Source organism: Pseudarthrobacter sp. NamE5, assembly GCF_005796225.1.
In the GTDB taxonomy this organism is placed as follows: Bacteria; Actinomycetota; Actinomycetes; order Actinomycetales; family Micrococcaceae; genus Arthrobacter.
On sequence record NZ_VAHO01000018.1, the window covers coordinates 1 to 15,224 of the forward strand.

13 protein-coding genes are annotated in these 15,224 nt (G+C 61.9%); 6 read left to right on the forward strand and 7 right to left on the reverse strand.

The annotated features are described in order from the left end of the window. Positions 1-202: 202 nt before the first annotated feature. The 7 genes from FDW84_RS16965 to FDW84_RS16995 form a co-directional block, all read right to left on the reverse strand. On the reverse strand, positions 203-1,870 hold the full coding sequence (locus FDW84_RS16965; RefSeq protein ID WP_138610678.1) for a thiamine pyrophosphate-dependent enzyme: 1,668 nt from the start codon (positions 1,868-1,870) through the stop codon (positions 203-205). 206 nt (positions 1,871-2,076) lie between these two features. Then, positions 2,077-2,385: a hypothetical protein gene (locus FDW84_RS16970; RefSeq protein WP_138610679.1), complete on the reverse strand. Its 309-nt coding sequence runs from the start codon at positions 2,383-2,385 to the stop codon at positions 2,077-2,079. 34 nt (positions 2,386-2,419) lie between these two features. After that, a complete protein-coding gene (locus FDW84_RS16975; RefSeq protein ID WP_138610680.1) occupies positions 2,420-2,704 on the reverse strand; it encodes a hypothetical protein in 285 nt (94 codons plus the stop codon). Between the two features lie 68 nt (positions 2,705-2,772). Further along, complete coding sequence (locus tag FDW84_RS16980; protein ID WP_138610681.1) at positions 2,773-2,964, reverse strand: hypothetical protein; 192 nt, start codon at positions 2,962-2,964, stop codon at positions 2,773-2,775. A 559-nt stretch (positions 2,965-3,523) separates the two neighbouring features. After that, entirely contained in the window at positions 3,524-7,102 is a 3,579-nt protein-coding gene (locus FDW84_RS16985) for a proline dehydrogenase family protein (RefSeq protein ID WP_138610682.1), read from the reverse strand. Between the two features lie 124 nt (positions 7,103-7,226). Beyond that, positions 7,227-8,186 (reverse strand): ornithine cyclodeaminase family protein, encoded by a 960-nt coding sequence (locus FDW84_RS16990; RefSeq protein WP_138610683.1) that lies wholly within the window; start codon positions 8,184-8,186, stop codon positions 7,227-7,229. Between the two features lie 654 nt (positions 8,187-8,840). Then, positions 8,841-9,536 (reverse strand): GntR family transcriptional regulator, encoded by a 696-nt coding sequence (locus tag FDW84_RS16995; RefSeq protein WP_138610684.1) that lies wholly within the window; start codon positions 9,534-9,536, stop codon positions 8,841-8,843. Between the two features lie 299 nt (positions 9,537-9,835). Between FDW84_RS16995 and FDW84_RS17000 the strand changes: the two genes are divergently transcribed. From FDW84_RS17000 to FDW84_RS17025, 6 genes are all read left to right on the forward strand, one after another. Next, entirely contained in the window at positions 9,836-10,603 is a 768-nt protein-coding gene (locus FDW84_RS17000; protein WP_305775694.1) for an amino acid ABC transporter ATP-binding protein, read from the forward strand. 2 nt (positions 10,604-10,605) lie between these two features. Further along, complete coding sequence (locus FDW84_RS17005; RefSeq protein WP_138610685.1) at positions 10,606-11,244, forward strand: amino acid ABC transporter permease; 639 nt, start codon at positions 10,606-10,608, stop codon at positions 11,242-11,244. Continuing rightward, entirely contained in the window at positions 11,241-11,906 is a 666-nt protein-coding gene (locus tag FDW84_RS17010) for an amino acid ABC transporter permease (protein WP_138610686.1), read from the forward strand. Before FDW84_RS17005 ends, FDW84_RS17010 begins: the two co-directional genes overlap by 4 nt. A 55-nt stretch (positions 11,907-11,961) precedes the next feature. Then, entirely contained in the window at positions 11,962-12,810 is an 849-nt protein-coding gene (locus FDW84_RS17015) for a substrate-binding periplasmic protein (protein WP_138610687.1), read from the forward strand. A gap of 124 nt (positions 12,811-12,934) precedes the next feature. Then, positions 12,935-14,182 (forward strand): FAD-dependent oxidoreductase, encoded by a 1,248-nt coding sequence (locus FDW84_RS17020; protein ID WP_138610688.1) that lies wholly within the window; start codon positions 12,935-12,937, stop codon positions 14,180-14,182. A 276-nt stretch (positions 14,183-14,458) separates the two neighbouring features. After that, positions 14,459-15,193 carry a GNAT family N-acetyltransferase gene (locus FDW84_RS17025; RefSeq protein WP_138610689.1) on the forward strand — a complete coding sequence of 245 codons (735 nt, stop codon included), beginning with the start codon at positions 14,459-14,461 and terminating at the stop codon, positions 15,191-15,193. Positions 15,194-15,224 lie beyond the last annotated feature (31 nt).

The following is a 15,224-nucleotide window of genomic DNA, read 5'->3' on the forward strand; positions in this document are numbered from 1 at the left end:
GGCCGGGTCTTCGACGTCGAAGGTCTTGCCGGAAGCGGCATTGCGCCACTCATCGTTGATAAGCAGGCCAGCGGGAACGTTGGCGAGGAGCTCGGTCTCCCGGGAGGAGGCTGTTGTTGCAGTAAGTGTCATTTATCTCTTCCAGTGCTAAGTGGTGCCGGGCCCAAAAATTGTTTGCCTTCGGCTGGTGAAATTGGCAGGGTTAGTACGCTTTGACGCGTTGTTCGACGATGAGGTGGATGAGTGCGAAGACTTTGTCCTCATCGATGGCTCTCAGGGCTGCCTCGAGTGCTTGGGGGACATTCTCATCGTTTTCGACTCTGATGCCGAAGCCGCCGAAGGCTTGGGCCATGAGAGCGAAGTCCGGGTTCTTCAGCTGGGTTCCGGAGACGCGTTCCGGGTAGTGGCGTTCCTGGTGGGTGCGGATGGTGCCGTATTCCTGGTTGTCCATGATGACCACCAGGGGTGTGGCACCGTATTGGGCGGCGGTGGCGAGTTCCTGCCCGTTCATGAGGAATTCCCCGTCGCCGGCGATGGTCACCACCCGTCGTCCTGGTGAGTCAAGCGACGCGGCGATCGCCGATGGTATGGAATATCCCATGGATCCATTGCGTGCGCTGATCATGGAGGCGTAGCGGCGGGTGGGGAAGTATCTGTGGGCCCAGTTGGTGTGTTCGCCGGCACCAAAGGTGACCATGGCATCGTCCGGAAGTGTCGGGACGAGGTTGGCCATGAGGGTATTCATGCGGGCCGGTCCGCTGCCCTGGCTCGCCGGCGGCAGCGCGGAAAAGCTTGCTTGCTCATCCCGCATGCGGGAAGTCCAGGCCTTCCATTCCTCTTTTACTGGCAGCTCGATGGTGATGAGGTCGCGGACGAAGACGTCGGGTTTTGCCAGGATCTGCCAGGAGACGGGGCCGGAGCGGCCCCGCAGGGAGGGGTCGATACTGACCAGGAAGTTCTGCTTGGTCCAGTCCTGCCTGCAGACGAACCCGTCAGTGATGACATCGCCCGGTACGGTGCCGACGAAAATCAGGAGGTCTGTTTCTTCCAGGAGGTCATAGGTGGGGCGGGGGCGGCCGTACCCGATGGGGCCAACGTACGAAGGGGAGTCGAAGGGGACCGTGCCTTGGGTCCGCCACTCCGCGGCTGCGGGGATGTGATGCCTTTCCAGCCATTCCGTGAGCTGGTCCGCGCCTTCCTGGGTCCAGTCGTTCCCGCCGGTGACGAACAACGGTTTCTTTGACTTCATCAGTGCTTCGGCGACTGCGGCAGAATCCACGGTTGTCATTCCGCCTGTTGCCACGGGGATGACCGGATGCAGTTCGGGATTGATGTGCTCGCGGATCACGTCTTCGGGAAGACCGACGACGACAGGCCCGGGCCGGCCGTTCATGGCTGAGAACATTGCTTCAGCGACGATTTCGGAGGCGCGTTCGGCGTGGTCGAGCACCATCACGCGCTTGGCTCCGGTGTCGAACCAGGCCTTGATATCGAATTCCTGAAAGGCTTCCCGGTCCCGATGGGCGAACGGGATGAGGCCTACGAAGAGGACGAGGGGAGTGGAGTCCTGCCAGGCGGTGTGAAGGCCAACGTGGGCGTTGGCTGCACCGGGGCCCCGGGTCACCATCGCAACTCCCGGGAGCTGTTTCATCTTGCCGTCGGCTTCGGCCATATAGGTGGCCCCGCCTTCATGCCTGCAGACGATCGTGTCAATGGGTGAGTCGTGCAGGCCGTCCAGGACGTCGAGAAAACTTTCCCCGGGAACCACATAGGTGCGCTTGACCCCGTGGGCGACCAGCGAATCGACAATAATGTGCCCGGCAGACTTGGTCAGCTGCGCCCCCGGATCCTCCCCGGAATCAGGCCTCACTGTTCTGTCCGGTTGGCCCGTCGGCGCGGGGGATCCCGGGGCTGGAGGGATGAGGTGGGGGGTTTGAAGGGAAGCTGACTTCGTTGTCACTGTTTTTTCTCGTCTCCTAGGTTTTTGCGTGGCTTGGTCAAGGCGGGTTTAAATGTGTCGGGCCGGTGTCTGTTTTTGAGATGGTTCTGTGCTGCGCGTGTACGGGGCGAGGGCATTTAAGTGGTCGATGCTCCGGCCCGAGATGGCTGCAGCCCAAGGAGGGTCAAGCGCGCCGCTTTCAAGCGCGTGAACCCGATTGATCTTGCAGTGGCGGACGTCAGGCCAGCCGTTGATGCCACAGTCGGGACATCAACGTCGTCCCAAATTGCCTGGGCGATCTCCTGGTCCCGTTGGCCGTCGAGTGTGGTGATCCTGGCGAATATGCCGGTTATGGCCCTGCGGTGGCTGAGGATGCCGAAGACAAGTTTCTGTTTCTGCTGCTCTGCCTGCTGGCCGGTGCCTTTGTTTCTGTAGGTGTAGCTCATTCAGGATCCTTGTGGGCGTTGTGGCTCTTGTTTTTCACAGGTTGATGGCGGTGTCGGACATCAGCGCGGTCGGGGGTTGTTGGCAGAGCATGGATGAGTAGAACTCGTCAGGTACGTCATGGGGATCAGCCCATATTTCGTATCCTTCTGCTGATTCGAAAAGTGCACGGTTTCCGTTCTGGTCCGCGGCCAGCCACAGGATGGTCGCGTCGGGCATGACTGTATCTACTACGCCGGCGCGGACCAGGTGTCCGAGCTTGTGGATTTCGACCTTCGCGCCGGCAAGGCGGCTCCAGTCATCGCAGCGGTATGACTTCATGGCGGTTCTTTCCTCATTGAGAGACACGCAGAGTCGTGTAGGGGCGGGTCGTTGGGGAAGGGATGGTGCTAGTCGGTTTCCGGACCCTCGCAGAAGTGGCAGCCCTCGTCGCAGCCTTCCGGGGCCGCGGGGAATTCCTTGCTGGGCACCCCGGCGTTGGGGATGAGGGTTGGGGGTCCTCCGCGGTCAGGGGCATCGCTAAGAACGCGCAGCGGCATCCTAAAGGCGCTTTGAGGGACGGTGGGGCTAGTAACTGTCAAGGGAGGCTCCTACTGCCGGGTGGGGGTGCCGTGGTTTAGGGGAGCCAGGTTTATGCGCGACCAAAGTCCAAGTGACGGACGCTACCTCTTCCGGTGGCATAAGGCTCCCTTCTGTGATGAACCGCCTATTTACGATCCCGGCGGTCAGCGTCCACCATCCGGTCAGGGGGCAGTGTTCGCCGGTTTTCGCCGCATGTGCCTTCTGGGAGTTTCTGCCGGGAAGATTGTTGTGGGGAATACGTTTTTTCATCGCTTATTCGGCCTGGGTCTTCTGTGGACTAGCTGCGGGCGGCCTGTTTGGTGTCGCGAGTGGTGACTCCGGCAGAAACCCCGCCTGCACCTACGGTAAGAAGGACCAAGCCGGCTCCAAGGCCGAGCGTGGACGTGGCGGAGACAGCACAGACCATCCCGGTTGTCGCCAGCAGAATCATTATTGAAAAGTAGATCCGCATCATTGAGGTACCTTCCTGGTGGTGGCAATAATGCCTTGGGGGACTGAAAATCGTTGGTCGGGTCTGCCCATCGAGATGGGCGGACCCGACCGTGTTGGTGCTTTGTTTTAGATCAGGGCGCCGGAGAGGTCGTTCGGGGTGCCGAACCGGTGTGCTGTGATGGAAACTGCCTGCTCCTGCAGGAAGGTCAGCAGCTCGACGCGGCTCGCGGCGACGACGTCGTTTGCGTAGATGGCGACGTCGGGCTTGCCGTTGGCGGCCTCCGCAGTCGCCAGTGCAGCTGCGCCGATAAGGCGGATGCGCACGCCTGATTCCGGTCCGGTCTTACCTGCGTAGCGCTTGACCCGCGCGGCCCAGGCTGCCGAATTTTCGACCACCATGACGACTCCGGCGTCCCTCAGGACGCGTGCTACTGCGTCGGTGAGCGGTTCGGGGGTGCTGACCGTCAGGGCGTTGAGTTCGGGGTGTCCGTTCCATGCGGTCAGGCCGGCAGAGACCACACGCAGCAACTCGGCCAGTCCGTGGCCGGAGGTTGCGGCCTCATAGCGGATCGTTACCGGAAGGGGCCGGTAACGGAAGATGTTCCGTTCTGCCCCGAGCCCTGAGACGTCCCGGGCTGCACCGAACTCCTTCTCCCATGCCTCGGCGTCAGAGATCAGCGCCGATTCGAGCCATGTGACATCGGTGGCCGAGATGGACCCGGCACTGGCTATGTCAGCAGCTGCGCTCAGGAGTTGCCGGGCCGCCGCGGGGAGCTGTGCCAAGGGGTTTGCCGTGATCGGGGCGTCCTTCCACTCACCGAGGCCGACAAGGTAGTTTGGACCGCCAGCTTTGGTACCGGCGCCGACTGCTGACTTCTTCCATCCGCCGAAGGGCTGGCGCCGCACGATTGCCCCCGTGATACCACGGTTGATGTAGAGGTTGCCGGCCTGGACGTTGTCCAGCCAGTACTTCAGCTCCTGGGGGTCCAGGGAGTGCAGGCCGGAGGTCAGTCCGTAGTCGATGTCGTTGACGATGCTGACCGCTTCTTCGAGGGTTTCGGCGGTCATGACGCCCAGGATGGGTCCGAAGTATTCGGTCTTGTGGTATTCGCTGCCGCGTTTGACTCCGGTACGCACACCGGGGCTCCAGAGCTTTCCGCTGTCATCGAGCTTGCGCGGTTCGAGCACCCAGGACTCTCCATGACCCAGAGTGGTGAGGCCGCCCAGCAGCTTTCCGTTGGCCGATTCGATGACCGGTCCCATCTGGGTCTGCGGGTCAACGGGGTACCCGACTTTCAGGGAGCGGGCAGCGTCGATAAGTTGCTGGTTGAAGCGGCGCGACGTTGCGACGGAACCGACGAGGATGACCAGCGAGGCCGCAGAGCATTTCTGCCCGGCGTGCCCGAACGCGGACTGCACAACGTCACGGGCCGCGAGGTCCAGGTCCGCGCTGGGCGTGACGATGATGGCGTTCTTGCCGCTGGTCTCGGCCAGCAGGGGCAGGTCTTTGCGGAAGGACCGGAACAGTTCCGCGGTCTCGTACCCGCCGGTGAGGATGAGCCGGTCCACCTTGGGGTGGGACACCAGCGCGGTGCCCAGTTCCCGCTTGCCGACCTGAACGTATTGCAGCACGTCCCGGTCGATGCCTGCTTCGTCGAAGGCTTCCCAGAGGGCTTCGACCATTACGGCACCGGAGCGGCGCGCTTGGCGGGCGGGCTTGATGACGACCGCGGAACCGGCGGCCAGCGCCGCGAGGACCGACCCGGCCGGGATGGCCACAGGGAAGTTCCACGGGGGAGTGACCACAGTCAGCTTTGAAGGGATGAACTCGGCCCCGTCAACAGTGTCCAGTTCCTTGGCCAGTTCGGCGTAGTAGTGGGCGAAGTCGATCGCTTCGGAGACTTCGGGGTCTCCCTGGTCCAAGGTTTTGCCGCACTCGGATGCCATGACTTCAAGGAGGTCTGCCCGGTGTGCTTCCAGCCGGACTCCTGCACGGTGGAGCACCGTGGCGCGTTCGGCGCCGGTGAGGGCGCCCCAGCTTTTACCGCGGGTAAGGGCGGTTTCGATGACGGCTTCGAGCTCGTCCCGGCTGTTCAGTTCAGAGGTTTTGGCTGTTTCTTCACCCAGAATCGAGAACGGCACCTGGTTGAGGATTGACCTGCCCCACGTGCGGTTGGCCGGAAGGTCCGGATCGGTGTCGGGAGTGTTGGCGAAGCTTGCGGTGGGTCCGCCGTAGCCTTTGCCTCCGTTTTCGAGTCCGGCCCGTGAGGTCGCCTCAGTCAGTGCGGTAACGGCGTCGAAGCTGGTGCGGTCCTGGACGCGGTTGGGTCCGGGCACCTTGTCGGTGAGGGCTGCGAGGGAGGCGAGGAAACGCTGCTTTTCGCGTTCGAACAGGGCTTCGTTTTTGTCCAGTTCGAAGACTGCGGACATGAAGTTTTCCTGGCTCGCGCCTTCTTCAAGGCGGCGGATCAGGTAGGCGATCGCGACATCGAACTCGCTAGGATGCACGACAGGGGTGTAGAGCAGCAATGACCCGACGTCGCGTTTGACGGCCTCGGCCTGTCCCGTGGCCATGCCCAGGAGCATTTCGAACTCGAGGCCGGAGGTGATTCCGCGGGCCTTGCCCAGCAGGTGGGCGAGGGCAACGTCGAACAAGTTGTGCCCGGCAACACCAATGCGGACGTTCCGGATTCGTTCGGGTGTCAGGGAGTAGTTGATGACGGCTTTGTAGGAGGTGTCGGAGTCCTGCTTGGCGCCCCAGGTGGCCAGCGGCCAGCCGTGCAGGTCAGCATCAACCAGTTCCATGGGAAGGTTTGCGCCCTTGACAACACGGACCTTGATCGGCGCGCCCCCGTTCGCGGTGCGGGCCGCTGCCCAGTCCTGGAGTCCGATCATGGCGCTGAGGGCATCGGGCAGGTAGGCCTGCAGGACGATGCCGGCTTCCAGGTCGCGGAACTCGGGCATCTCGAGCAGGCGGGTGAAGACCGCGATGGTCAGATCGAGGTCTTTGTATTCCTCCATGTCCAGGTTGATGAACTTCCGCGGGGACGAGGAAGCAGCGAGCTGGTACAGCGGGGCGAGCTTTTCCACGATGTGGCCGACGGCTTCGTCAAAGGCCCAGTGGTTGTGCGGGGCCACGGTGGAGGAGACCTTGATGGAGACGTAGTCAACGTCAGGGCGGGACAGGAGTTTCCTGGTTCCTTCAAGCCGTCGGGATGCTTCCCCTTCACCGAGGATGGCTTCACCAAGCAGGTTGACGTTGAGCCTGATGCCGTCCTTCTTGATCTTGGCGATGGAGCGGCCGAGCTTGTCCTCGGTGGCGTCCACGATCAGGTGGCTGACCATCTCACGCAGGACCTTGCGGGCAACCGGGATCACGACACCGGGGACAACAGGAGCGACGGAACCGCCGAGGGCGACGGCGGACTTCATGTACCAGGGCAGGAACGAGGGGACTTTCGGGGCCAGGACCTTAAGGTTCTTGGCCGCAACGGCTTTGTCCTCGGGGCGGATAACGCCGTCCACGAAGCCGACCGTGAAGTCCAGGCCCTGAGGGTCCTTCAAAACACCGGCCAGCTGTGCAGCAGCAGCATCGACGGGAACTTTCGCTCCCTCAGCCAGCCACCGCCGGACCAATGTCACGGCCTCTTCGGCCAGGTCTCCGGGTTGAACCAGCGTGGCGCTGGTCCCAGCTGTGTTAGTCATTGCGTGTACTCCTCGAATGTGGTTGTTGGCTCGGGGCCGACTGAAGACTCCGGTCCGACTTCTCGGTCACCGGGAAAGAACAAGGGGAAGAAGCTGCAGGCGTGGCGCTTCCGGAAGTGGTCACCTAGCGGGCAACGGCGTTGGCTGTGGCCGAAGCCTGGACCACAGCCTTGGCAATGACCAGGTCTTCCCAGGACATTCCTGAGCTCTTGAACAGGACCGGCCGGTCGGGGTCCAGAGGCACTGCCCCGGTGACTGCGTCCTTCATGGGGATCAGGTCTTCTGCGGCCAGGGTTCCCTCGGCGATGGCCATGATGACGTCTCCGGATTCACGCAGGGCCGTGGGCACGTCCTCCACGATCACTTGGGCGCGACCGCAGAACGCTGCATCCACCTCACGGACGTGCGGTTCGTGGGAACCCACTGCGACAACGATCGCATCTGCCCGTACCAGGGATGAGTCGAACAAGGGGTCACTGGCAGATGTCGCGCAAACAATCACATCCGCCGCGGCCACTGCTGCCGCTGCCGCCGGTGACTCGATGGCGACGACGTCGCCGCCCGCGAAGGGCGGCAGGCTGACCCGGTCAGGGTGGCGGACAATGTAAGTGACACTTTCGATGTCGCGTTGGCCCTCCATCACCTCTGTGAGGGTCTCGACGTGTCCCGCTCCTTGCTGGCCGGCACCGAAGACCGCAAGCCGCAACGGGCTGGAACGCTTGCTAAGTACCGGGAGGATCCCAGCGATGGAAACGGCCGGCGTACGGAGAGTTGTCAGTGCCGTCCCGTCCAGGACTGCCTCCGGGGTCAGTGTTTGAGCGTCAAAGATCAGGTAGAGCGCCTGAATGCGGGGCAGGCCCCGGCTCGGATTATTGGGGGCAACCGTGGCCACCTTAACGCCGGCATAACCGGCGGCTTCTGCCGGCATGATCAGGAACTGTCCCTGCGTCAGCGGGACAATTCCGCGGGCAGAATCCGCTGCCGGATCCAGCCCCGCAACCAACGCGTTCACGATAGCCGCTGTCGCCTCGGCAGGGCCAACCAGGCTGCGCACTTCCGCTTCGGTAATGAAGTTAAGCTGCACGGCCTTCACCTCGGCCTCCGCTTACAGCTGCCTTACACGATGGGTTGGACGGTGTGGTCAAAGCTTTCACCTGTCTGTCAGAAGCGGCCACGCTGGGAGTTCGCCGGCCCCGCCTCTCCAATCTGACGAAGGTGAAGAGCTTGGGCGGACTGGTACTGCTTTGCCAACAACGAGCTGGCCTTCACAGTGAGGTATTACACCCCATGCTAGAGGGTGCGGCTAGTTTTTGCCAGTACCAATAGTTGGGAAGTGTGGGAAGCACTTATCGGCGATCTGCCGCAGGGGAGGCCGCGAACGGGCGGAACAGTCGTCTATGAAGGGGGGAGTGGCTGCCTTCCTCATCGGACTCCGAAGTGAAGACCGGGGGCAGACCGAAGCAGGAGTAAGGCGTACGGCCTTACTCCTCTCGCACTGGAGGGGACGAGGGGAAGGAAGCCGGAGCCAGGGCCTGTCATGGACTAATGAAGTCCCCTGACGCCGGCACCTTTGAAGTCGCGAGGGAGCCGCGGCGCAGCTAAAGGCCTTGTGTCCGGTCGCGGCGGCGTGGACAGCACGCACCTGCAGGAGTGCCCGGCCTTGCAGGCATGAAGTGCTGTTGGCCTCGGCGAGAAGCTTCGGCAAAAATTTACCTGGCTGCTCCTGCCTGCGGGGGAGTTAGTCCTGCCCGGGTTCTTCGTCCTGGCCGGCCCAGATGCCGCGCACGTGGCGCATGTGGCTGCTCATAATGTCCGCGGCTCCTTCGGCGTCCCCGGCTTCCATGGCATTGAGGAGTAGTTCGTGCTCCTTCGTGGATTTCAGGAACAGGTCACTTCCCGCCAGGCGGCCAAGCCCAAGGAGTCTGCTCTGGTCCCGCAGGGATCCGACCAGTTCCAAAAGCTTCGGGTTCCCCAGGGCTCCTAGGAGTGTGAGGTGAAATTCGCGGTCAGCGTCCACGAATTCCTCCCATTGGCCCGCTGCTGCAAAGGCATCGGTTCTGCGGCAGAGCTGGCGTACAGGGCCAAAATCGGTGATCAGGGACTTTTCTGTTATTTCTCGTACCGCGGAGACCTCGATCATGGACCGGATCTGGACGATGTCGTCGAGTTCTTTGCCTGTGGGCTGCCGCACAAGGAAGCCCCGGTTGCGTTTCATCTCGATAAGGCCCTCCTTCGCGAGGTCATGAAGGGCTTCGCGTACCGGAGTGATCGAAACGTTAAGCCGCTCGGCGACAGCTCCTATCGAGTGCAGGGAGCCCGGCTCCAATCGCCCGGAAACAATCTGGGACCTGATGATGCGCACGGCCTGCTCCCGGAAGCTCTGGGTACGTACGGCCTCGCCAGCGCTGTCATTCCATGTCAGTGCAGTCGCCATGTTTCCTCCAGAGAATAGGGTTTTACACCTGATTTTACCCTGCCCCGCTGCGAGGAGGGGACCCTTCTACGTCCCAGCCTGTGGAATCCAGACTACGTCCCAATGTAGCCAGGGAGGAGAGTGACCTTCGCCGCCGACAAGAGGGCGAGCGGCACGGGCCGGCCCAGCCCGCGGAATTTTCCGCAGATTGCACACAAAAGTCTTCGGAGACCAGTAAGGTATTACACCGCATCCGGTGCTATGCTGAACCGCAAGAGATATGCGTCACACCGTGGCGGATCTGGACTAAGGAGTTTTCAATGGCTGTTTCCACCCTGCCGAAGCAGATGGTTAGCCTCAGGGGAGTTTCGAAGAGCTACGGGGACAAAGTCGTCTTCCGTTCTGTTGATCTGGATGTCGCTGCCGGCGAGGTGACGGCCATGATCGGCCCCAGCGGTGCTGGCAAGAGCACCCTGCTTCGATGCATCAACATGCTCGAACATCCCGATGCCGGCGAGATCACCATCGGCGGAAAGACCATCGCGGCCGGTAAAAGTACTTCGCTAAAGGAGATCGAGGCGCTTCGGCGCAAGGCCGGCATGGTCTTCCAGCATTTCAATCTCTTTCCCCACATGTCAGTGCTGCAAAACGTGTCCTTTGCGCAGCAGCGGGTCCTCAAGCGCAGTAAAGCCGAGGCCGACAAGCGATCCCGTGCTCTGTTGGACCGGGTTGGGCTGGCTGATTTTGCTGATTCCTACCCCGCCCGCTGCTCCGGCGGCCAGCAGCAGCGCATTGCCATTGCACGTGCGCTGGCGATGGATCCGGAGGTCATGCTGTTCGATGAACCTACCTCCGCCTTGGACCCGGAAGTAGGCCTTGAGGTTCTGGCGGTCATGAAGGAACTAGCCAAGGAAGGCATGACCATGATCGTTGTCACCCATGAGATGGCCTTCGCCCGGGACGTATCCGACCGTCTGGTGGTCATGGCTGACGGGGCAATCATCGAACAAGGCGACCCGCACAAGATCATGTCCGATCCGGAGCACCCGCGCACGAAACTGTTCCTGCGCGCTGTGGTGGGGCGCTAGCCATGGAACACTTGCAGGCCGTCATCCTAGGCGTCCCCCTCACACTGCTCATCACCTTCTCCTCCCTTCTCATCGGCGCCGTCGGCGGCGTTCCACTGGTCCTGGGGCTTAGGTCGCGGCAGATAGTCCTCCAGGTCATCTGCCGCACGCTCGTTGACCTCCTGCGCGGCATTCCCGCCGTTGTCTGGCTTTTCGTCATCTACTTTGGTGTCAGCATAGGTGCCTTCCAGTTCGAGGCCACTACCGCAGCGATCGTCGGTCTTGGCCTGGTCTCCGCCGCCTACATGGCCGAGATCTACCGGGGCGGAATTTCAGCCGTGCATAGCGGTCAGTGGGAGGCAGGAAGCGCCCTGGGCGTCGGACGGTGGGCGACTTTCAGCCGCATCATTGGTCCACAGGCGTTCCGGGTCTCCGTGCCGTCGATGACGTCCTATGGAATCAGCCTGATCAAGGATTCATCCCTTGCCTCGACGATCGGCGTGACTGAAATTGTGTTCCTGACAACGCAGGACGCCCGATCCAACGCCGGCGGACTCACGGTCTATATCATCGCCGCTCTCGTTTACCTGGCCCTGAGCATTCCGCTCGCGCTTCTCGCTCGCCGCGTCGACTCCGTCCTCCGGAAAAAGGTATCCCGATGAATTTCCTCTCCGACTGGTCCACCTGGTTCCCCACCCTGCTGGACGGTCTGTCCCTGAGCCTGCAGATCACCGCCATCAGCCTCATCGCCGGGCTGCCCATCGGACTGCTGCTCGCCCTGATGGCATCCAGCCGGCTCCAGGTCGTAAGGGTTACCTCGGTAGCGCTGGTGGAGATCGGCCGCGGAGCACCTACCCTGGTTGTCCTCCAACTCTTCTACTTCGGGCTGCCCAGCGCAGGAATCACACTGTCTTCCTTCGTGGCCGCCTGCGTAGCCCTGGCCCTGACCACCGCCGCCTACACCAGCGAAATACTCCGCGCCGGGCTTCAAGCCGTACCTTCCGGTGAAACCGAAGCCTGCCAGACACTCGGCGTCTCTCCACTGGACACCCTTCGCTTCGTCATCCTTCCCCAAGGTTTGAGAATCGCTTTGCCCGCACTCATGGGCTTCGCCATCATCATCTTCCAGGCAACATCTCTGTGCTTCACCATCGCCGTGCCTGAACTCCTCAGCCAGGCCTACTCCATCGGCTCCTCAACCTTCAACTACCTCAGCGTCCTTGCCCTGGCAGGGCTCATGTATGCCGTGATCACCATCCCTGCGTCCTGGCTGGTAGGCGGCATGGAAAAGAAGATGTCCCGCCACCTGGCACACGTCCACTGACACTTGCCCCTCCGCCCACACCCCTCTCATCCCGCATCGACACTTAGGAACTCCCATGAAAAAAGCAACACGGAACCTGTCAGTGGCAGCCCTGGCCATCGGTCTGGCCGCCTCCGCCACTGCCTGCAGCCGGAACGCAGAACCAACGGTCGCCAGCGACTGCAAGCCCCAACATGAGTTCGCAACCATCGAGAAGGGCAAGCTCACCGTCGGCATCACAGAAATCCCGCCCTACAGCTACACCAAAGACGGAAAACCCGCCGGAGCCGACGTGGAGCTGATTAAGGAATTCGCATCGGAAAACTGCCTTGAGCTCAAGCCCGTTCCGCTGGCGTACAGTGCAGCGGTCCCCTCGGTCCAGAACAAGCGCATCGATCTCACTGTCGGCGACTGGTACCGAACCGCAGCGAGGAGCGAAATCGTCAGCCTCACAGCCCCCATCTACCTCGACGAATTCGGCGTCATTTCCCCTGACGGGATCACCAACGTCGGTGATCTTAAAGGCAAGAACGTCGGTACGGTCGACGGCTACCTGTGGGTCAACGACCTCAGGACCATGCTCGGCGGCCAACTGAAGGTCTACCCCTCCAGCGTGGAACTGAAGCAGGACCTTGACTCCGGACGCATCGACGTCGGCGTCGACGCCTACGGGACGGCCCTTTACAACTTCCCCGAAGGCTCGAAGTTCAAGGTCACCACCGTAAAACCCGACCCGCAGGTCCAGGCGACCGTCGAGCCCGCCCAGACGGGGTTCCCCTACACCAAGGACAATGCCGACCTGGGCAAGGCACTGGACGCAACCATCGAGGAAAAGCGCACCTCCGGCGAACTCGTCAAAATTCTCGAGGCGAACGGCCTGCCCGCCAGCTCGGCAGAAGTCGGCGAACCCCGCCTCATCCCCTAAAAGACCAACGCCCTGAGCTCCGTCAGCGCACAGCTGACGGAGCTCAGGCCTCAAACCCAAAGCACAACCGCTCCAGCACGCACTGCGCTGCCAGGCCACCAAAAGACCATAGGACTCGGAAATTATGAAAACGATCGTCATCGGCGCCGGTGCCATCGGCCTGTCTTCTGCCTACTACCTTCGCAAGGCAGGATCAGAAGTAACCGTCGTGGACGAATCCGAGCCGGGGTCAAAGGCTTCGGCACGTAACGCCGGGTGGGTCGTGCCCAGCATGTCGGTCCCTGTACCGGCCCCGGGCATGATGCCCCAGGCCCTCAAGTGGATGACCCGACGGGACAGCCCACTGTACGTAACTCCCAGCCTGACCCCGCACTTCCTGGGATTCATGGCAGAAATGCTGCGTAACTGCACAACCGGCCGCTTCGAGGCAGGACTGAAAGTGCTTGCCCACCTCAGCCGTGACACTCTCCAGCTGTTCGATGAGATGGCAGCAGACGGGGTGGCATTCGAATCGCACAGTGACCCCCTCACCATGCTCTACAGCAATGCCGAGAACCTTCAGAAGCACGCGGTGGAGTTGGAGGCCATGGAAGCTCACATTCCAGGGTTCACATGGCGGAGCATCGACGGCAACGACCTCGTCAAGGAAGTGCCCCACGTCCTTGACGGTCTCGCAGGGGGTCTCCAGACCTTCGGTGACCGGTCCCTTGATCCAGCGTCCCTGACCCGCGGCCTGACCGCAGCCTGCAAGCGCGACGGAGTCGAATTCCGAATCGGCAAAGCGGCGAAACTGCGCACTGCAGTTGGCGGCTCCGTCGAAGTTGTCCTGGGCGAAGAAACTCTCAAAGCAGATAAAATCGTCGTCGCGGCCGGGGTCTGGACCAATAAGATCCTCGCAGGCATCGGCGACCGCGTCTCCCTAATCTCCGGGAAGGGCTACGGTTACGACCTGCCACCGAGTACAAACGGCCCGCAGAATCCCTTGTACCTCGCTGAAGCCAAGGTCGCCGTCACCCCACTCAACAATAAAATCCGTATCGCAGGCACCATGGGCTTTGGCGGAATCAACGAACGAATCAGCAAAGTCCGCGCCCAAGGCCTTCTCACCAGTCTCCCCAAGTACTTCAACAACTGGCCGCCCCTGCCCACCCAGCCTGAACCCTGGACCGGACTTCGCCCAATGACACCCGACGGGCTCCCCATCATCGGCCCCTCACGCAAGCGGACAGACGTTCTCATAGCAACAGGCCACGCCATGCTGGGCGTGAGCCTGGCGCCCCCAACCGGGAAACTCATCGCCGAAATCGCAACAGGCGATACTGCTTCACGCCGCCATCTTTCAAGCCTGTCATCCGACCGCTTCCTGCTATAGCCGAGCGAAAGGCAACCCGGCGGTTTCCCCAAAAACCTTTGTAGGCGACGCCCTGCTTGGCCAGGGCGACGCCTTCCCGCTGGCGTTCCCTGATGATCAGCCCCGCGCCTGCCCAGCTCCATCGGCCAGTACCTGTTCGCTATTTCCCCTTTTCACCCGTCCACTTCTGGTGACGTGACCGTGGACGTGGACCCATGGAACAGCTCTGGTGTGGACCTTATCAGGGAGCCAAGCCAACGCCTAGCCTCTTAAGAAGCGACTAGTGGGAGAGAGAGAATGTCCAAACTTGTGAACGAGTACACCCAACCGATTGGCCGGCCGTTGCCCGACTGGACCGCTCGTCCCGCACCGTCACGTGTTACTCTCACGGGCCGTTTCTGCAGTCTTGAGCCACTGGACGTGGACCGCCACACAGACGACCTGTACACCGCTTACTCCCATGCATCTGATGGCAGGGACTGGACGTATATGCCAGTCGGCCCTTTCGGTAGCCGAGATGAATACCATCGCTTTGTGATGACAGTGACGCAAGCCGATGACCCCTTGCACTACGCAGTGATCGACCTCAGCAGCGGCAAAGCGGTGGGCACGCTTTCCCTGATGCGGCATGACCGGTCCAATGGCGCTGTCGAGGTAGGGTACGTGGCATTCTCCCCCCTGCTGAAGCAAACTCCGGTGTCGACCGAGGCGCAGTTCCTCCTTATGTCATACGCCTTCGACGAACTCGGCTACCGGCGCTATGAATGGAAGTGCGACAGCCTCAACGCCCCCTCGGGGAGGGCAGCACAGCGACTGGGCTTCACCTTCGAGGGGATCTTCCGCCAAGCAGCGGTCTACAAGGGCCGCAGCCGGGACACCGCCTGGTACTCCATCATCGATTCCGAATGGCCCCAGGTCGGCAAGGCCCTTCAGGAATGGCTCAGCCCGGACAACTTCGACAAAGACGGCCGGCAAAAACGGTCCCTGTCGGACCTCCGCGCTTCCGGAGCGAACATCGACGCAGAGAATTGACGCGCAGCCTTGGCTAAGTTCAGGAACCGCG